The 18110-nt window shown below is 57.4% G+C and carries 17 protein-coding genes; 9 read left to right on the forward strand and 8 right to left on the reverse strand.

Annotation, left to right across the window (positions count from 1 at the left end; translation table 11 throughout):
• Positions 1 to 32: 32 nt before the first annotated feature.
• Complete coding sequence (locus ACR0DH_RS16980; protein WP_480551099.1) at positions 33 to 1052, forward strand: calcium-binding protein; 1020 nt, start codon at positions 33 to 35, stop codon at positions 1050 to 1052.
• Between the two features lie 143 nt (positions 1053 to 1195).
• The gene (gene rpsO, locus ACR0DH_RS16985) at positions 1196 to 1465 is read left to right on the forward strand and encodes a 30S ribosomal protein S15 (protein ID WP_170428415.1); all 270 of its coding nucleotides are present in this window, start codon (positions 1196 to 1198) and stop codon (positions 1463 to 1465) included.
• A 66-nt stretch (positions 1466 to 1531) separates the two neighbouring features.
• Here the strand turns inward: rpsO and ACR0DH_RS16990 are convergent, their stop codons facing one another.
• The 3 genes from ACR0DH_RS16990 to ACR0DH_RS17000 all read right to left on the reverse strand — a co-directional run bounded on the left by ACR0DH_RS16990 (position 1532) and on the right by ACR0DH_RS17000 (position 5128).
• Positions 1532 to 2434 carry a hypothetical protein gene (locus ACR0DH_RS16990; protein ID WP_480551097.1) on the reverse strand — a complete coding sequence of 301 codons (903 nt, stop codon included), beginning with the start codon at positions 2432 to 2434 and terminating at the stop codon, positions 1532 to 1534.
• A gap of 138 nt (positions 2435 to 2572) precedes the next feature.
• Entirely contained in the window at positions 2573 to 4174 is a 1602-nt protein-coding gene (locus ACR0DH_RS16995; RefSeq protein ID WP_480543339.1) for a BCCT family transporter, read from the reverse strand.
• Between the two features lie 189 nt (positions 4175 to 4363).
• Positions 4364 to 5128 carry a DUF3299 domain-containing protein gene (locus tag ACR0DH_RS17000; protein WP_480551095.1) on the reverse strand — a complete coding sequence of 255 codons (765 nt, stop codon included), beginning with the start codon at positions 5126 to 5128 and terminating at the stop codon, positions 4364 to 4366.
• Positions 5129 to 5410: 282 nt separating this feature from the next.
• On the opposite strand from ACR0DH_RS17000, the gene pnp reads away from it, so the two are divergent.
• The 4 genes from pnp (at position 5411) to ACR0DH_RS17020 (ending at position 11058) form a co-directional block, all read left to right on the forward strand.
• On the forward strand, positions 5411 to 7558 hold the full coding sequence (gene pnp / locus ACR0DH_RS17005; protein ID WP_480551093.1) for a polyribonucleotide nucleotidyltransferase: 2148 nt from the start codon (positions 5411 to 5413) through the stop codon (positions 7556 to 7558).
• Between the two features lie 207 nt (positions 7559 to 7765).
• Positions 7766 to 8956, forward strand: coding sequence for a hypothetical protein (locus ACR0DH_RS17010; RefSeq protein WP_480551091.1), 1191 nt, complete (start codon positions 7766 to 7768; stop codon positions 8954 to 8956).
• Positions 8957 to 9164: 208 nt separating this feature from the next.
• Positions 9165 to 10169, forward strand: coding sequence for a Hint domain-containing protein (locus ACR0DH_RS17015; RefSeq protein ID WP_480551089.1), 1005 nt, complete (start codon positions 9165 to 9167; stop codon positions 10167 to 10169).
• Between the two features lie 199 nt (positions 10170 to 10368).
• On the forward strand, positions 10369 to 11058 hold the full coding sequence (locus tag ACR0DH_RS17020; protein WP_480551087.1) for an outer membrane protein: 690 nt from the start codon (positions 10369 to 10371) through the stop codon (positions 11056 to 11058).
• A 136-nt stretch (positions 11059 to 11194) separates the two neighbouring features.
• On the opposite strand, the gene ACR0DH_RS17025 is transcribed toward ACR0DH_RS17020, so the two are convergent.
• Positions 11195 to 11845: a peroxiredoxin gene (locus ACR0DH_RS17025; protein WP_170533776.1), complete on the reverse strand. Its 651-nt coding sequence runs from the start codon at positions 11843 to 11845 to the stop codon at positions 11195 to 11197.
• A 213-nt stretch (positions 11846 to 12058) separates the two neighbouring features.
• On the opposite strand from ACR0DH_RS17025, the gene ACR0DH_RS17030 reads away from it, so the two are divergent.
• Positions 12059 to 13498 carry an aldehyde dehydrogenase family protein gene (locus ACR0DH_RS17030; protein ID WP_480551085.1) on the forward strand — a complete coding sequence of 480 codons (1440 nt, stop codon included), beginning with the start codon at positions 12059 to 12061 and terminating at the stop codon, positions 13496 to 13498.
• A 55-nt stretch (positions 13499 to 13553) separates the two neighbouring features.
• Here ACR0DH_RS17030 and ACR0DH_RS17035 read toward each other — a convergent pair whose 3' ends face one another.
• Together ACR0DH_RS17035 and ACR0DH_RS17040 are read right to left on the reverse strand one after the other, a co-directional pair.
• The gene (locus tag ACR0DH_RS17035; protein WP_480884903.1) at positions 13554 to 13991 is read right to left on the reverse strand and encodes a glyoxalase superfamily protein; all 438 of its coding nucleotides are present in this window, start codon (positions 13989 to 13991) and stop codon (positions 13554 to 13556) included.
• 174 nt (positions 13992 to 14165) lie between these two features.
• On the reverse strand, positions 14166 to 15017 hold the full coding sequence (locus ACR0DH_RS17040; protein ID WP_480551083.1) for a methylated-DNA--[protein]-cysteine S-methyltransferase: 852 nt from the start codon (positions 15015 to 15017) through the stop codon (positions 14166 to 14168).
• 118 nt (positions 15018 to 15135) lie between these two features.
• Here ACR0DH_RS17040 and nth point away from each other — a divergent pair, with 118 nt between their 5' ends.
• A complete protein-coding gene (nth, locus tag ACR0DH_RS17045) occupies positions 15136 to 15780 on the forward strand; it encodes an endonuclease III (protein WP_480551081.1) in 645 nt (214 codons plus the stop codon).
• Entirely contained in the window at positions 15777 to 16766 is a 990-nt protein-coding gene (locus ACR0DH_RS17050; RefSeq protein ID WP_480551079.1) for an adenosine kinase, read from the forward strand. Before nth ends, ACR0DH_RS17050 begins: the two co-directional genes overlap by 4 nt.
• 51 nt (positions 16767 to 16817) lie before the next feature.
• Here ACR0DH_RS17050 and trhA read toward each other — a convergent pair whose 3' ends face one another.
• Positions 16818 to 17480, reverse strand: coding sequence for a PAQR family membrane homeostasis protein TrhA (trhA, locus tag ACR0DH_RS17055; RefSeq protein WP_480551077.1), 663 nt, complete (start codon positions 17478 to 17480; stop codon positions 16818 to 16820).
• 75 nt (positions 17481 to 17555) lie between these two features.
• The gene (locus tag ACR0DH_RS17060; RefSeq protein WP_480551075.1) at positions 17556 to 18041 is read right to left on the reverse strand and encodes an RNA pyrophosphohydrolase; all 486 of its coding nucleotides are present in this window, start codon (positions 18039 to 18041) and stop codon (positions 17556 to 17558) included.
• Positions 18042 to 18110 lie beyond the last annotated feature (69 nt).

Consider the following 18110-nt stretch of genomic DNA (forward strand, 5'->3'; position numbering starts at 1 on the left):
TCCTCGGAGCAGTTTGCTTTCGGAGGGTTCCCATGTTTCTGGCCGGACTAATTGGATTGGCAGCCGTTGGTGGCGCAGCATATGCGATTGGCGATGTTCTGACCTCGGAAGAAGACGAGCGGGACGAAGACGAACCGCAGGACAATATTGCCGACGACATCCCCGAAGGTGAGTTTCTGGAGGTCGGCGAAAATGTCGATCCACCCGCGACAGAATACATCCCCGACATTTCAACAGGTACGGTGATTTCCGAACATCTGGGCGATCTCGTGATCGCAGGAACGGATGGCGTGGATGAGATCACCGGGCAGGAGGGCGACGACCAGATCAACGGCTATGCCGGCGATGACCTGATCAACGGCGGATGCGGCAATGACGTTTTGCATGGCGGCGATGGGCAGGACTTGATCTCAGGCGGTCATGGGGAGGACACGCTGCACGGTGAAGATGGTGACGACCTGCTGTTCGGCAATCAGGGCGACGACCTACTTGCGGGTCATTTCGGTGACGATGAACTGGACGGTGGCGCGGGCGACGATACGCTCTACGGTGGTCAGGGCGATGATGAACTGGCGGGTGGCAAAGGCGATGACGCGCTGCATGGCGGATATGGCGATGACAGGCTGACGGGGGGCGCGGGCAACGACGCGCTATTCGGGGGCGATGGCGATGATCTGCTGCTTGGCCGTGACGACGGAGGGTTCGACCAGACCGACTTTCTGAACGGGGGTGATGGCGAAGATACCATCGTGGCCCATACATCAGATGTGGCCAATGGGGGCGACGGGGCTGATAACATTGTCCTAAGTTCGGAGGCCGAGGATGTCACCATCATGGGCTTTGAACCGGGAGACGACAAATTGTTTATCACCTGGGAAGACCAGACCAATCCCGACATTCAGATCGAACGGGATGAGGACACTCCCAACCTGACCCGTATCGTGGTTGACGGAGAAGAGGTTGCCCAGGTCTTTGGCGCTGACGGCATCAGCCTTGATGATATTCAGCTGATCACCGAGGCCGAACTGGCCCAATATGGATCGATAGGCTAGGGCCCCAGAAACCCTTTGCCATTCCTTTCAAAAGCGCCTATACGCGCCCATCCGCATCGGAATCGGTGCGGTTTTCTCCATGGGCCTGCGCTGGACGACATCCCGGCCTGCGCCATTAACTCTAACCTTTGAAGGAGACCCCGATGTCGATCACTGCCGCTGAAAAAACACGCGTCATGAAAGAATTCGCAACCAAGGACGGCGACACCGGTTCGCCAGAAGTCCAGGTTGCCATCCTGACCTCGCGCATCAACACCCTGACCGAGCACTTCAAGACCCACAAGAAAGACAACCACGGTCGTCGTGGTCTGCTGAAAATGGTTGCCCAGCGCCGTAAGCTGCTGGACTACCTGAAGGGCAAAGAAGAAGCGCGTTACCAGGACCTGATCAAAAAGCTGGGCATCCGCCGCTAAGGTTGGATCTCACCGCTTGCAGAATTCAAACGCCCGCCACTTTGGCGGGCGTTCTTGGTTTCCGGCCTAGATCGCCTGCCACTTTTTGTAGGTATCAACCGCCAGCGCGGTATCGATTACGAACATCGCCACCGCAGCGACCATCGCGACCATCGACAGCCAGAACGATCCGCTGGCCGAAGCCAAAGCCAGTGTCATGCCGCCCACGCAGGTGGCAATCGCGGCCGCCTTTTCCAGACCGCTCATATCGGTCAGAACGATACCTGCCAGCTTGGTGAAGCCGACCGATGCTTTGGCCACGCCCAGCATGGCCTTCATCTTGGCGACATCACCGCCTGCTTTGCCAGCCTTTGCGATGGCACCTGCATGGCGGGCAATCGGTTTGCTACATTTGACAGCGATACCGGCACCTGCCTTTGTCACGGTTTTGCTGCCTAGCGCTTGATAGACCCCCAAGGCGGCCATCGCCATGGTGATGATATCGGCAAAGGCCTTTGCTGCCGCGCCGATAAACGTATTCAATGCAGCCTTTTTCTTCTGGCTTTTGCTGGACCCAAGAGGTGCGCCCAGCAATGGCGTATTGCCTTGCATCAGGATTAGGCTGTCCGCCGTTTCTTCAATCGAGAAAGGCGCATCATCGATCGGGACAGTCGCGGCATCAGCTTCGGAGATCGGGTCCGGCGACAGGAAACGCGCCTTAATCTGTGCCTGCTGTTCTTCGGGAAGCGACCGGATATCGGCCCCCTCGTCAGAGTTATAAAGCTCTTGCCACGCGCTTTCCATGATCGCAGCAACATCCGCGTCACTTGGCTCGGCGGTTGGCGCGGCGGTCATCAGCGGCATTTCAGTAGTTTCGTCTATATCAATATCCTCGACCGCATCTTCGGGAAGATTGTCGAGCATATCGACAAATGATTCATCGAACACATCGGGATTGAATGAAATGCCTGAGGCGGAATGAAGCTGCATGAGAAAACCTTTGCTAAACTATGAAACAACAACGCGGGTAGAATAGACGGGTTTTGGATTTTCTCTGTGGTTAACCTCACACATAAAAAACGCCCGCCAAATAGGCGGGCGTTTCATTTTCTCATGGCTTAAGGTGTTTTACATCTTCGCCTTTTCTGATTTCAGTGCCAGCCACAGGCAATAGCACATGATCAGAACCACCAGTGTAAACGGTATGCCCGTAGACACCGCAGCACCCTGCAGGGCGGACAGTCCGCCACCCAGCAACAGCGCGATGGCGACCAGACCTTCGAGCGTGCACCAGAAGACCCGCTGGATCACCGGCGCGTCCATCTTGCCGCCTGCGGTGATCGTGTCGATCACCAGCGAGCCCGAATCCGACGAGGTAACAAAGAACACCACGATCAGGACCAACGCGATGGGCGCGACGATCCCGTAAAGCGGCAGCTCTTTCAGGAAGCCGAACAGGGCACCTTCGGGCGCATAGCTGTCGATCACTGTGGCACGCACTCCTTCGGCTCCACCCGCGTTCAACATGTCGATGGCGGCGCCGCCAAAAGTTGACATCCACAGCGCGCAGACCGCTGTCGGAGCCAGTAGCGCGCACAGGATAAACTCACGCACCGTGCGGCCCTTCGAGATGCGGGCGATGAACATGCCCACAAAGGGTGACCACGCGATCCACCAGGCCCAGTAGAAGGTTGTCCAACCATGGAAGTAACTCGTGTCCTCGCGCCCGAATGGGTTTGACAACGCGGGTAAATGCGTCACGTAATCCACCATGACGTTGAAGTACCGGGCGATGGCGGTGCCGACGCCGGTCACGACGATCACAAAGATGAACAAGCCAACGGCCATGATCATATTGATCTCGCTCAGCCGTTTGACACCTGCATCCATGCCCATCAGAACCGACCCCAAGGCGATCAGCGTGATCCCGATGATCAACAGAACCGTCACGGTCGGGCTGGGTTCGATACCAAACACCTCGTTCAGACCAGCAGCAACCTGTTGCGCGCCCAGACCCAGCGAGGTTGTCAGACCGAACAATGTGGCAAATACCGCCAGCGTGTCGATGAGGTGACCCCACCAGCCCCAGACGCGCTCACCCAGGATCGGGTAGAAAGCCGACCGCAGGGTCAGCGGCAGGTCCAGATTATAGGCAAAGATCGCAAGGCTCAGACCAACAGCTGCGTAAACGGCCCAACCTTCCAGGCCCCAATGGTGGATCGTGCCCACAATACCGGCGTATTCATTGCCCGGAACCGCGATGTCGATACCCAATGGCACAGCGTTACCGCCTTCGGCAAAATTGTAGTAGACCGGTTCCATCACGCCAAAGAACAACAGACCGATGCCAATACCGGCGGCGAACATCATCGCAATCCATCCGGCATAGGAATAGTCAGGTTTGGCATCCTTGCCCCCGATCCGCACCTTGCCAACCGGCAGGACGATCAGAACAAGACAGAACAGGGTGATTGCATCGACTGAAAGCACCAGAAACCAGTCAAACGTACTGGTCAGCCAGGGCCGCAGCCAGCCAAAAAACGTAGCAGCGGATTCCTGATTGGCCAAAGCGATCAGAACGAACGCAAAGATCAAGATACTTGAGATCAAAAAGACAGGATTGTGGATGTCGAGACCGAAGGGGCGGACATTGTCCTGCCCCAGCTCGTATTCGGTCTCAAAATCATAGATCCGTGGATCCGGATCCAGCATTTTCTTGGTTTGAGCCATTCGACTTTCCCTCAGTTTGCTAGGTGCAAACGCCAAGGTCTTCGGTCGGAGGCGGCATCTGTTTTTGTGTTACCTTGGCGCGTTACCGTCCTCACGACCATAGGTCTTGTAGGCCAAGCCTACACTGTCACTAAATTTACACAAAACTATTCTGCTTTTCGAATGTATCTTTTGTCCTGTGGTATCGGGTTAAGGTGCATCGACAGCACCGCTGGACTTTCGCCCCAATGCTGCGCGTAACCGATCATGCAACGTTAGAAATTCATTGAATTGAACCTCCCCGCCGTCCAGAATCTCGGCCTCCTGAACCTCCATGCTGAAGGTTGCGTGCATAGGAACCTGCCCATCGATGACAAACGTCTCGTACCTGGTTGGTGCAATCGCTAGACGACCGATCAGACGCACATGCTCATAGTAGCCGGCCGGGGCCCAGTGATCTGAAAGCAGGAGCCGGATCATCTGGTTGGGCGGCGGCGGCGGCAGATGGCTGCACATGCCGGGCTGAGGCACCAGATAGGCAACCGTGCGACCCTGTTCATCAGGCGGTACGGGGATGACGTAGCCCGCGATCGAAATGATCTGATCGTCGAGCACAGGGTTGCCTGTGATATTGGCAGTCTCGCGCCGCTGGATCACCGCCTCGCGCTGAGACATGAGCCAGTCGATATCGATTTGATCAGCAGCCAGGGCGGCTTCGGTTTCGACCAACATCTCTTGCCATTGCTGCCGTTCCCCTGCGCTGCCGACATTCTGTTCCAGCCGCCCACGCAACCGCAGCGCAAACCTGATGTCATCGGCCTGCTCATCATTGAGATCACGAAAAGGATCTTCGAAGACCTGCGCTGCGGGGTCAGGCAAGGCGGACCACTCAATAGGTTTGACGGGCGCTGCTAGTGATGAAACGCCTGAAAGGGCCAATATGATGACGGTCAGAAACCGCTGGCAAAAGGTCATCGCATCCTCAGTTATCAGATATGTATGACCATGTATGCAATCCTACGCCGTTTGCCATGGCGTTCATTTGGGTGGGCCTATAGATGCAGGATGGCGACCCGCCGCTGCTTTGTTCGGTTTCGCTTCCCTTCGGCCCCAATCTCCTGTATGCGCGCGCTATCTGAGACGTTGTGCCCTGACCCCGGCACTCGAATGGAAGATAAAGTGGGGTCGGCGGCAATGGGGCCGCCATGCAAACCGGAGACCCGCAGGGGCGGGAGTGCTCCGTTCTAGGATACGCATATGTTTGATGTAACGAAGAAATCAATGCAGTGGGGCGAGGAAACGCTGACACTGGAAACCGGCAAGGTTGCCCGTCAGGCCGACGGCAGCGTGATTGCCACGCTGGGCGAAACCAGCGTCATGGCAAACGTGACCTTTGCACGGGCGCAAAAACCCGGTCAGGACTTTTTCCCGCTGACCGTCCACTATCAGGAAAAATACTATGCCGCCGGTAAAGTTCCGGGCGGCTTCTTCAAGCGCGAGGCGCGCCCGACCGAGAAAGAGACGCTGACCGCGCGTCTGATCGACCGTCCGATCCGCCCGCTGTTTGTTGACGGCTTCAAAAACGAAGTTCTGGTGATGTGCACCGTGCTGTCCCACGATCTGGTCAACGATCCCGACATCGTTGCAATGATCGCTGCATCCGCTGCCCTGACCATTTCCGGCGCGCCGTTCCGTGGCCCGATCGCTGGTGCCCGTGTTGGGTTTGAGGATGGCGAATACGTCCTGAACCCGACCGTCGACGACATGCAGGACCTGCGCCTGAACCCCGAACAGCGTCTGGATCTGGTTGTCGCTGGCACCAAAGACGCCGTGATGATGGTTGAATCGGAAGCCTACGAGTTGTCCGAGGCGGAAATGCTGGGTGCCGTAAACTTTGCTCATGAGCAGATCCAGCCGGTGATCGACCTGATCATTTCGCTGGCCGAAGAAGCCGCAAAAGAACCGTTTGACTTCCAGGCGCCGGATTACTCTGAGCTGTCCGCTGCCGTTAAGGCCGCCGGTGAAGAGCAGATGCGTGCCGCATTCGCGATCACCGACAAGCAAGAGCGCACCGCCGCTGTTGCCGCTGCCCGTGAAGCGATCAAGGAAGCGCTGACCGAGGAACAGCTGGAAGACGGCAACCTCGGTTCCGCGATGAAAAAGCTGGAAGCCGGCATCCTGCGCGGCGACGTCGTCAAGGGTGGCAAGCGGATCGACGGTCGGTCGACCACCGATATCCGTTCGATCGTTGCAGAAACCTCGATGCTGCCGCGTACACACGGTTCCGCCCTGTTCACCCGTGGTGAAACTCAGGCGCTGGCCGTGACTACGCTGGGCACTGGCGACGATGAGCAGTTCATCGACGCGCTGCATGGTAATTTCAAATCGAACTTCCTGCTGCACTACAACTTCCCCCCCTATTCGGTTGGTGAAGTTGGCCGCGTGGGTGGCCCCGGTCGACGTGAGATCGGCCACGGCAAGCTGGCATGGCGCGCCCTGCAGGCGGTGCTGCCTGCGGCGACCGACTTCCCTTACACGATCCGTATCGTGTCGGAGATCACCGAATCCAACGGCTCCAGCTCAATGGCATCGGTCTGCGGCGGTTCGCTGTCGATGATGGATGCGGGCGTTCCGCTGAAAGCCCCGGTTGCCGGTGTGGCCATGGGTCTGATCCTGGAAGATGACGGCGAATACGCCATCCTGTCGGACATTCTGGGTGATGAAGACCACCTGGGCGACATGGACTTCAAGGTGGCGGGTACCGAAAACGGCATCACATCGCTGCAGATGGACATCAAGGTTGCGGGCATCACGCCCGAGATCATGGAGAAAGCCCTGGCGCAAGCCAAGGACGGCCGGATGCACATCCTGGGCGAGATGGGCAAAGCCCTGTCCGAGACCAATGAATTCTCGGTACACGCCCCGCGCATCGAGACCATGAACATCCCGACCGACAAGATCCGTGAAGTGATCGGCTCGGGCGGTAAGGTCATCCGCGAGATCGTCGAGGTTTCGGGGGCCAAGGTCGACATCAACGACGATGGCGTCATCAAGATCGCCTCGCCCGATGGTGAATCGATCAAAAAGGCCTATGAGATGATCCACTCGATCGTCGCCGAGCCGGAAGAAGGTCAGGTTTACACCGGCAAGGTCGTCAAGATCGTCGACTTCGGTGCTTTCGTAAACTTCTTTGGCAAGCGCGACGGTCTGGTGCACGTGTCCCAGATCGAAAACCGCCGCCTGAACCATCCGTCGGATGTTCTGAAGGAAGGTCAGGAAGTTAAGGTCAAGCTGCTGGGCTTTGACGACCGCGGCAAGGTCCGTCTGTCGATGAAAGTGGTCGATCAGGAAACCGGCGAAGAAGTCGTGCCCGAGAAGAAAGAAAAGAAAGAAGACGCAGAATAAACCGCCCTTTCTTTCGATATCAAAGGCCCCGGTTTCGACCGGGGCCTTTTTACATGGTGGGTTGTGGTAGCGCGCTTCCCTACAGGTGCTCAGTTCATTCCCGATGTCGGCTTCGAGCCCAAAGTGCCACATGCTGCGCACTGCACCAATGACGGCTTTTAATTTCGGGGCGTTACTCTGCCGCGCGGCACAGGTATGTCTCCAACCATGTTGAACTCCTTTATACTCGCAACCGTTACTCTGGCTGGAGCGGTCTTGATCTGGCCCCGGCTGGCCAATGCGCAACTGTGGCGCGCCACCATCACACCCTTGGCGTCGATCATTGGCAGCGGTTTTCTTGTTCTGGGACCCATTCTCGATGTGAGCTTTGGAGGTTATGCGCCGCTTGTGATGATCGGTCTGTGTGCGGTGGCCTATCTGTTTGGCACTGCGATCCGGTTCAACATCGCCGACATTGACCGTCAGCCGCACACCTCCCCGGTCATAAATGCGCTCGAAACGATGTCGTCCTGTGTCCTTGCCTTCGCATTCGTGGTATCCGTTTCCTATTACCTCAACCTGTTTGGGGCATTTGGCGTTAGCTTGACGCAGCTTGATGACGCGTTCCACGCCAACCTGCTCACCAGTGCGGTCTTCCTCCTGATTCTGTTTACGGGTCTGACGCGTGGCTTTGCCGCGCTGGAACGGATGGAACAGATTTCCGTGGGGTTGAAGCTTGCCATCATCGCGGGCTTGCTATTTGGCCTTGCCGTTCATTTTGGCGACGTGGCGGGGCAACACGCGCTGCAATTCGAGACACCGCAGGTCACGGGCTGGACCGCCTTCACGCTCATGGCCGGGTTGATCGTCACGGTTCAGGGATTTGAAACATCGCGCTATCTGGCCGGAACCTACGATGCCGCGACTCGCATCCGCTCCATGCGCTTGGCGCAGGTGCTGTCGACCGGCATTTACTGTCTGTATGTCGGATTGTTGACCTTTGCCTTCGAGACCGATCCGGAGTCGCTAGACGAAACCGCGATCATCGACCTCATGCAGGTTGTTGCCCCAATCCTGCCGCTGCTTTTGGTCGTGGCGGCGTTGAGCGCGCAGTTCAGTGCCGCTATTGCAGATACCAGCGGATCAGGCGGTTTGATTGCAGAAGTGAGCGGCGGGTTTGTCTCTGAAAAGTTGGCTTATGCTTTACTAGTTGCTGCTGGTCTTACGCTGACCTGGACCGCCAATATCTTTGAAATCATCAGCTATGCGTCGCGGGCCTTTGCGCTTTACTATGCGCTTCAATCCATGGCCGCCACGATCCGCGCCGCAAGATCCCGCGATCCTGCACGCATGGTGTTCTTTACAGCCTTGGCTTTGCTCGGGTGTGCTATCGCTGTCTTCGGCACCCCGGTCGAATGAAAGGCGGACCTTTGTGGACGAAGCAGTGAAAGGCAGCTTCGTCGGCATCGCTACAATCGACCGTCCACTGAATGGCACAGTATTTCTCGCGCCGCTCCGCCGACGAAACAACCGCACCGCGGATTGGTAAATCAATTGTTAACTCTTATCGCGTGTATTTGCTCAACCTTAAGGTTTGTTTTGTCAATTCCAGGGATGCCTTTCGATCGTGGCCTCAGTTACCGTATTCGAAATCAGTGCGGACCCGTTCAGCAATCGCAGCGTCGACATCACGCAGGCGTATTCGGTTGAGATCATCGACAATGATGCCTTCCTCCAAGACCCTGACCCAGACAGCGCCCAACTTGATCTGACATCCCTGCCCGGGTTTTCGGGCTCCTCCCAGAACTTCAGCACATTCGAAAGCTACACCGGCACGGTCAACGGGGCGCCGGTGCGCTTTACCCTGATCCAGTTCAGCAACCCGCGATACATCATCGTCACCTCGGGGCAGGCTGCGCTGGGTGACACAATCTCGGATACCGGCTTTGCTGGAACCGCTCAGTCGGCGGCGTATCAATCCCTGCCCTCCTTCGTGTGTTTCACGTCGGGGTCTCTGATCCTGACACCCAATGGCCTCCGCAAGGTCGAGACGTTGCAACCCGGCGATCCGGCCTGCGTTGCCCAAGGTCAAACCAGCACCATCCGCTGGATCGGCCGACGTCGCCTAAGCCGCCTCGATTTGCAGGCCAACCCCCATTTATGCCCGGTTCGGATCAGGGCAAACAGTTTTGGCCACGGTTGCCCGCGCCGCGATTTGCTGGTCTCTCCACAACACCGGATCGCCGTCACGTCCCCCGTCATGGAGCTGACACATTGCGAACCGCTCATGCTGGCCACAGCCAAAGCGCTGATCAATCAGAACACTATAACGCAGGAAACACCCGAGAACGGTGTTGAATACATCCACATCCTGTTCGACCGGCATGAGCTGGTGAATGTAGAAGGACTGTGGTCTGAATCCTTTTTTCCCGGCGATACAACCGTCAATACAATGGCTCCTGCAACCCGCCGAGAATTGTTCGAACTGTTTCCGGATCTTTCGAAAGGGGCAGTAGGCTACGGTTCAACAGTGCTACCTGTGCTGAAAAACTACGAGGCGCGAGCGCTGCAATCCGTTCTCACCGCGCCACAGTTGGAGATGCAGCACCACGCCCAAGAGAAAGCGGCGTAACGCATACGACACCAATTGCCCTGCACCGCGGAATCGACACACCTCCAATCGAGGGATGCAGGAACAACTTGGAACAGGAATTTATTCCCTCACCAGCTTCCAATTTAGAGTGATCCAACGTGAAGGCCCGCTGCCTTTTCTTCTGATCTTGCCCGCTCATATTGCTGCGAGAAATCAATCGGAACAAAGGACAACGATCATGGTCATTCGCGGTATTCTGGCATCGGCAACCCTGGCCCTTGCCGCAACGCATGCCTCAGCTCAAAGCCTGACTGATGGTGCATATATACAGGGGTTTCTGGGCTATAGTCAGCTTCAGGACAGTGACTTCTCCGGCACGATCGGAGGCGCAACACAATCTGTCGATACCGATTTCGATGCAGGCTATGGCATTGGTATCGCGATCGGCAAAGAAATTCCGCAATGGTCAAATGACCGGATCGGCACTCGCCTGGAGCTGGAACTGTCCTATCGCGACAATGATGTCGATGGCGTAAACTTCTCGGGCAACGGGCCAGCGCCAGAAGGCAATATTTCGGGCGATATCGCGCAAACCTCTTTGTTTGCCAATGTTCTGCTTGATTTCAAACAGTCCGGTAAGGTTACCCCGTTTGCTGGCTTTGGGCTGGGCGCTACCTATTCTGACATCGACTTTGCTTACGGCCCGGGCGTCGTTCTTGATGACAGCGATACCAACTTCGCTGCTCAATTGATCGCGGGTGTGGCCTATGAAATCAACGCGTCCACCGCCTTCACGGTTGATGCCCGTTATTCACGCGCTTTCGATGTGTCGTCGGCCCGCTTGGCCCCCAACGGCGCGCTGACTGGCACGGTCGAAGATGATCTGGATACGTTCAGTGTGAACTTCGGGCTGCGCTACAGTTTCTGATCCGCTAAAGTTCTGCGGCCGCGTGCACCCCTGAGGGCCCGAAGCCACTTGCTTCATCTGGCCACAAATATCCTCGGGGGGAGTCGCGCCACTAGGCGCGACGGGGGGCAGACAGCCCCCCTGACCCGGTCCCGCCTTACGACGGGGCCTTGGTCTTACGCAGATAGGGAAAGATCGTTTCAAACTCACCAAATTTCGCCTTGGCATCTTCGTTTGAAACGCTCGGCGGGATAATCACATCTTCGCCCGGAATCCAGTTGGCAGGCGTCGCCACACCTTTGGCCGACATCTGCAACCCGTCCAGCGCCCGCAGGATCTCGGCAAAGTTCCGGCCCACGGTCATCGGGTAGGTCATTGACAGTTTTAGCTGCTTGTCGGGCCCGATGATAAAAACAGACCGTACTGTGGCACTATCGGCCGGCGTGCGGCCATCGGGCAGGTAGGCTTCGGCAGGCAGCATGTCAAAGGCTTTGGAAACAGCCAGACCATCGTCGGCAATAATCGGAAAGCCGGGATTGGCCTTGCCGTATTCCTCGATGTCCTTTTTCCACTTCTTGTGATCCTCAACCCCATCGACCGAGACACCAATCACCTTGGTATTGCGTGCAGCCCATTCATCGTTCAGCTGAGCCACGGCCGAGAACTCGGTCGTGCAAACCGGGGTAAAGTCCTTTGGGTGCGAAAACAGGATCGCCCAGCTGTCACCAATCCAATCGTGAAACTGAATGGTGCCCTGATCTGTTTCTGCGGTAAAATTCGGGACCGTGTCGTTGATGCGCAAACCCATGGGGCATCTCCTTCTTTGGTTACTGACCGAGTCGAATGCTGTGAACCTAACCACTTTGCGCCAGAGTTAAACCTTCCGCAAATCCAGCTTTGCTTTTTTCTGAGTAAGCACCCGCAAGAAATTTGATCAAATTCTCCTCTTGTCGCGCGCCGGGGTCGGTGACAGTGTGTGCGCAACCCCAGTTTAGGACATCACGATCCCGGAGGATTCGCCATGATCGAAAAGCGTAATTTCTATATCAACGGTGAATGGGTTGCCCCGTCCCAAGCCCATGATTTTGAGGTGATCAACCCATCGACCGAAGATCCCTGTGCAGTGATTTCACTGGGGTCCGAGGCGGATACAAACGCCGCCGTGGCAGCAGCCAAATCCGCGCTGCCCGGCTGGATGGCCACTCCAGTCGAACAGCGGATCGCGCTCGTCGAGAAACTGATCGAGATTTACCAGACGCGCAGCGAAGATCTGGCTCAAGCCATGTCGCTTGAGATGGGCGCGCCCATCGATATGGCCCGCACACAGCAGGCTGGTGCCGGAACATGGCATCTGCAAAACTTCATCAAAGCCGCCAAAGCCTTTTCGTTTGAACGGCCCTTGGGTGATCATGCACCAAATGACCGCATCATTTACGAAGCAGTAGGCGTCGCGGCCCTGATCACCCCCTGGAACTGGCCGATGAACCAGATCACGCTCAAGGTGGGGGCAGCTGCAATTGCGGGATGCACCATGGTGCTGAAACCCTCGGAACAAAGCCCGCTGAACGCGATGATCTTTGCCGAAATGATGGATGAGGCAGGTTTCCCGCCCGGCGTATTCAACCTTGTGAACGGTGACGGGGTCGGGGTTGGCTCGCAACTGTCGGCACATCCGGACGTGGATATGGTCAGCTTCACCGGCTCGACCCGCGCCGGGACGGCCATTTCCAAGAATGCGGCAGATACCTTAAAAAAGGTGCATCTGGAGCTTGGAGGCAAGGGCGCGAACCTAATTTTTTCCGACGCCGATGAGAAAGCCATTAAACGTGGTGTACTGCACATGATGAACAACACGGGCCAAAGCTGTAACGCCCCCAGCCGGATGCTTGTGCAGCGCCCGATCTACGATCAAGCCGTTGAAACTGCTGCTGAGGTGGCCAATTCCGTATCTGTCGCTAGCGCGGCGGAGGAAGGCCGTCATATCGGGCCTGTGGTGAACGAACTTCAGTGGACCAAGATTCAAGATCTGATCCAGAAAGGTATCGACGAAGGCGCGCGCCTTGTCGCCGGTGGCACCGGGCGGCCCGACGGGCTGAACAAGGGCTACTATGTCCGCCCCACGGTCTTTGCCGACGCCAACAACCAGATGACCATCGCGCGCGAGGAAATCTTTGGCCCGGTTCTGACCATGATCCCCTTCGACACCGAAGAAGAAGCAGTCGAGATAGCAAATGACACACCCTATGGTCTGACCAACTATGTCCAGACACAAGACGGCGGGCGCGCCAACCGCATGGCAAGGGTATTGCGGTCAGGCATGGTTGAGATGAACGGTAAATCGCGCAGCGCTGGGTCGCCGTTCGGCGGCATGAAGCAATCCGGAAACGGGCGCGAGGGCGGCGTCTGGGGGTTGGAAGACTTCCTGGAAGTCAAAGCCGTCGGCGGCTGGGTTGCTGAGTAACTCAACGCGTAATTAGTCATGAAAGGGCGAGGCGCATCCAGTGCCTCGCCCCTTTTTATGCCGGTTGAACAACAAGCTGAGGCTCGCCGTCCGATGTGCACCGGGTGGATCGGCCATCCCAACCGATCACACCTGTAACGCGCTGCCGGATCGCCGAAAAACTGTCGAACCGCACCACATCCACGGGCGCGTCGAATTGCAGGGTCAACCGACGTTGCGCACCATCACCCAGAACGGTCAATCCGCGTATCTCCGCAGTGAAGGGCTGACCCAGATATCGGCCCTTTACCCGGTCACCCACGCTCAGATGCATTCGGCTTCCGGCGATTGCCGTCAGCGTGTTCCAATCCCGCACGCCGTGCTGCCGGGCCAGAAGCTCCAGCGCCGCGCTGTGCGAGACGATAACCCCGGTGGTTTTCAAAGCCTCCCGCAGGCGTTTCGCTTGCGATTTCAGCTCCGCCACTGGGGCGATTGAGTCAGATCTTGTCATCATGTGCCTCGTTTTCTGTAACGGGCGCGAAGTCAGAACGGGGTTCGCATTTCCATCCACGCGCCAGAAAAGGGCAACAGATGTTCATTCAAACGGGTTTCACCAAAGCCAAGGGCCGCGAACGGCAGGAGACCCGAACCTGCCGCGCCTTTTGGCGATGTTTGGATCACTTGTCAATCAGGCGTCAGCTTGCGCGGCTTCATAGGCCAGCATCGCCCGCTTGACGGGCAAGCCCCAGTGATACCCACCAAGGCCGCCTGATTTGCGTAGCGCCCGGTGGCAGGGGATCAGCCAACTTACCGGGTTGCGCCCGACCGCCGTTCCGACTGCACGAACGGCCTGTGGCGAGCCAACCCGCTGCGCAATTTCAGAATAGGTGGTGACTTGACCCGAAGGGATGTGCATCAGCGCCTCCCACACTTTGATCTGCAGGGGTGAGCCGATCAGGTACAATGGCGTCGGCTGCAAACGGTCGCTGACCGACCCAAAGGCGCTCAGAACCCAGGGCCGCAGGTGCATCGGATCCTCGACGAACGCAGCCTGTGGCCAGCGCGACAGCATATCCTCCATCGCCTCTTCCTCGCCAGTCTCGGCCCCGAAGGCCATGCCGCAGATGCCCTTGTCGGTGCCCATGACCAGCGCAGGGCCAAAGGGACTTTCGAACCAGCCCCAATAGATCGTCAGATCCGCGCCTTTGCGGGCGTATTCGCCGGGGCTCATGGATTCCCATTTCAGGAACAGGTCGTGCAGGCGACCGCTGCCAGACAGGCCGACGTTATGGGCGGTCTCCAACGTGGTGAACCGTTCCCGCAGCAACGCCTTGGCGTGGCCCAGTGTCAGATATTGCTGGTACCGCTTCGGCGACACCCCGGTCCAGCGCGAGAACAGGCGCTGGAAATGGGCAGGGCTCATATCCATCTGTTGCGCCAGTTCCTCAAGGCTGAGGCCCTCGCCGCCCTGATCGATCAGCTCGATTGCGCGTCGCATGACGTTGTAGTGATAGCCGCTTTCCGGGGTCTGGATGTTCATGGTTCTCACCTCATTCTGTGGCCTAAACCATAGCGCGCGAGACACGTCCAAGCGACCCGGAACTTGCGCATTGGCTTTGGGCTTGTGTCATTGGCCCTTGGGCGGCATTAAGGCTCAGATGGCAAAGCAACTCGATTACCACACGATCCGCGAGATCTTTACGCGCTTTCAAGAGGCCGACCCCGAGCCCAAGGGCGAGCTGGAACATGTGAACGTCTACACTCTGGTCGTCGCAGTGGCGCTGTCGGCGCAGGCGACTGATGCGGGCGTCAACAAAGCCACGCGTGAGCTGTTCAAGATCGCAGATACTCCGCAAAAGATGTTGGATCTGGGCGAAGAGGGCCTGATCGAGCATATCAAAACCATCGGCCTGTTCCGCCAGAAGGCGAAGAACGTCATCAAGCTCAGCCGCATACTGGTTGAGGACTATGATGGCAAGGTTCCCAACTCGCGCGCCGCGCTGCAATCGCTGCCCGGTGTCGGGCGCAAGACGGCCAATGTGGTTCTGAACATGTGGTGGCGGCAGCCGGCCCAAGCCGTGGACACCCATATCTTTCGCGTTGGTAACCGCACTGGTATTTGCCCCGGCAAAGACGTAGACGCTGTCGAACGCGCCATCGAGGACAATATTCCAGCCGACTTTCAACTCCATGCACATCACTGGCTGATCCTGCACGGGCGCTATCACTGTAAAGCGCGCAAGCCGCAATGCCCGACCTGCATCATCTGTGATCTCTGTCAATTCGAGGACAAGACCCTATGAAAACCTACCAACTGACCGGCATCGGAAATGCCGTTGTGGATGTCATTTCCCAGGCCGATGACAGTTTCCTGGAACTGATGGGCATTGAAAAAGGCATCATGCAGCTGATCGAGCAGGAGCGCGGCGAAGTGCTCTATGCCTCGATGGAGGGGCGGGTGCAGACGCCGGGCGGCTCGGTCGCGAACACCATTGCGGGCGCGGGTGCGCTGGGTCTGGATGCAGCCTTTATTGGCCGTGTGCATGATGACGCGCTGGGTCGCTTCTATGCCGATGCGATGAACGAAGACGGCGTGGATTTCGTGAACCCGCCTGTGCCGGGTGGCGAGTTGCCGACCTCACGCTCGATGATATTTGTCTCGCCTGATGGTGAGCGGTCGATGAACACCTATCTGGGGATTTCGTCGGAACTGTCGTCTCAGGACGTGTCGGACGAGGTTGCCGGGAACAGCCAGATCATGTTCCTCGAAGGGTATTTGTTCGACAAGGAAAAGGGTAAAGCCGCGTTTCTTGAGGCCGCGCGCGCCTGTCACAAGGGCGGTGGCAAGGCCGGTATCGCCATTTCCGATCCTTTCTGCGTCGAGCGTCACCGGGTCGATTTCCTGCTGCTGATCGAGAATGAGCTGGACTTCGTGATCGGCAACGAGGCAGAGATCAAATCTCTGTTTGAAACCGACGATCTGGAAGAAGCGCTGACCAAAACGGCCGAGATTTGCCCGCTGGTCGTGTGCACCCGGTCGGGCGACGGCGTGACCGTGCTGCACGAGGGTCAGCGCGTGGATGTGGCGGTCGAAAAGGTGGTTCCGGTGGATGCAACCGGCGCAGGCGATCAGTTCGCTGCAGGGTTCCTGTTTGGCATGGCCACAGGTCGGGATTTTGAGACCTGCGCCAAGATCGGCAATGTCTGCGCCCGCGAGGTGATCAGCCATATCGGTCCGCGCCCTGAAGCGAATATGGTTGAACTGCTTAGAAGCGAGGGATTGCTTTAAGCGGTTCTGCTTAGCGACCTTAATAAGGCCGGAGCGTGCGCTCCGGCCTTTTCATCTGTTCGAAAACAGCGCGAGCCAGATACCCGCAAACATGAATATCCCGCCGATATTCACGCAGGAATGCCAAATCGCATAACGAAACGGCATAGTTTTTCGCGCATAGAAAACCGTTCCGACTACATAGCTGGCAGCCCCAGCCACGATGCACCACAGGGTCGCCACCGGAACAGTCGTCATATCGGGAATTGCGCTTAATCCAATGGCCCCAAGCCCAAGATAGGAGGCGGTCGACCATTTGGATTTGATGGTTTCATTTGCGATCTTGTTCCAGACCGCCACAATGGTCAGACCCCAGCACAGCCAAAGCAAGGTCATGGTCCATGTCGTGCCTGCCTGAACGAAGAAGGGCGTAAACGTTCCGCAGATACTGGGGTAGATTGCTGCGTGATCGATCCGGCGCAGCACCATGCGACGATCATGCCAGGGGGCGAAGTGATAGGCCCAGGACGCCAGGTTCGAGACCAATGCGCACAGAACATAGACCACAACCGCAAGAAACAAAGCCGTCTCAAGTCGGGCATAGGCATTGATCACAAGAACGCTGCCCGCTGACAGGATCAGCAGCAACCCGACCGCATGAACGGCCATGTCTGCACTACGGTGTGCCCGAGCGGTGCTTGGAAAGGTCGTATACGTCATGAGTAGCCCGAACATGCCATCTCCGCGCTACCCATCAGCCCGGGAAATGTCCAACCTTCCCTTACGTTAGGCCTTACGCAAAGGGTGGGTTCAGGACAGATGCGCCTTGAACGCGCTCAGAACCCGTTCGTAGACATCACGTTTGAATGGCACGATCTCATTCACCAATTGGTTGGGCTCTTGCCATTTCCACTGAGCGAACTCGGGATGATCCGTGGCGATATTGATCTGATCATCGGTCCCGATGAAACGCAGCAGGAACCACTTCTGCTCTTGCCCCCGATAGCGGCCTTTCCAGATGTTCGGCACGATGTCATGCGGCAGATCGTAGGGCAGCCAGCCCGCAGTCTCGGCCAAGACCTCGATCAGGTCAGCGGTCACCCCGGTTTCTTCCCTAAGCTCGCGCAGAGCCGCATCGCGCGGGTCTTCACCCTTGTCCACTCCACCCTGCGGCATCTGCCATGCGTCTTGTGGGCCGTCGTTTCGCATACCCACAAAAATCCTGCCGTCGGCATTCATCAGCATCAGCCCAACGCAGGGGCGATAGGGCAGTTTGGCAATCTCTTCAGGGGTCATATGTGGCCTCGTCACTTGTCCGGCCAACCTCTAACAAGGGTAAAAGCGCCCGCAAAGGGGGTGACGTTA

The organism is Ruegeria sp. I1 (assembly GCF_056532675.1).

Bases quoted from the DNA above. Each gene is read 5' to 3' on its own strand.
- ACR0DH_RS17010 (WP_480551091.1), top strand. From the start codon at position 7,766: ATGTTGAACTCCTTTATACTCGCAACCGTTACTCTGGCTGGAGCGGTC.
- ACR0DH_RS16995 (WP_480543339.1), bottom strand. From the start codon at position 4,174: ATGGCTCAAACCAAGAAAATGCTGGATCCGGATCCACGGATCTATGAT.
- ACR0DH_RS17020 (WP_480551087.1), top strand. From the start codon at position 10,369: ATGGTCATTCGCGGTATTCTGGCATCGGCAACCCTGGCCCTTGCCGCA.
- ACR0DH_RS17040 (WP_480551083.1), bottom strand. From the start codon at position 15,017: ATGAACATCCAGACCCCGGAAAGCGGCTATCACTACAACGTCATGCGA.
- ACR0DH_RS17000 (WP_480551095.1), bottom strand. From the start codon at position 5,128: ATGACCTTTTGCCAGCGGTTTCTGACCGTCATCATATTGGCCCTTTCA.
- rpsO (WP_170428415.1), top strand. From the start codon at position 1,196: ATGTCGATCACTGCCGCTGAAAAAACACGCGTCATGAAAGAATTCGCA.
- ACR0DH_RS17025 (WP_170533776.1), bottom strand. From the start codon at position 11,845: ATGGGTTTGCGCATCAACGACACGGTCCCGAATTTTACCGCAGAAACA.
- ACR0DH_RS17060 (WP_480551075.1), bottom strand. From the start codon at position 18,041: ATGACCCCTGAAGAGATTGCCAAACTGCCCTATCGCCCCTGCGTTGGG.
- pnp (WP_480551093.1), top strand. From the start codon at position 5,411: ATGTTTGATGTAACGAAGAAATCAATGCAGTGGGGCGAGGAAACGCTG.
- ACR0DH_RS16990 (WP_480551097.1), bottom strand. From the start codon at position 2,434: ATGCAGCTTCATTCCGCCTCAGGCATTTCATTCAATCCCGATGTGTTC.
- ACR0DH_RS17035 (WP_480884903.1), bottom strand. From the start codon at position 13,991: ATGATGACAAGATCTGACTCAATCGCCCCAGTGGCGGAGCTGAAATCG.
- ACR0DH_RS17030 (WP_480551085.1), top strand. From the start codon at position 12,059: ATGATCGAAAAGCGTAATTTCTATATCAACGGTGAATGGGTTGCCCCG.
- trhA (WP_480551077.1), bottom strand. From the start codon at position 17,480: ATGTTCGGGCTACTCATGACGTATACGACCTTTCCAAGCACCGCTCGG.
- ACR0DH_RS17050 (WP_480551079.1), top strand. From the start codon at position 15,777: ATGAAAACCTACCAACTGACCGGCATCGGAAATGCCGTTGTGGATGTC.
- ACR0DH_RS16980 (WP_480551099.1), top strand. From the start codon at position 33: ATGTTTCTGGCCGGACTAATTGGATTGGCAGCCGTTGGTGGCGCAGCA.
- nth (WP_480551081.1), top strand. From the start codon at position 15,136: ATGGCAAAGCAACTCGATTACCACACGATCCGCGAGATCTTTACGCGC.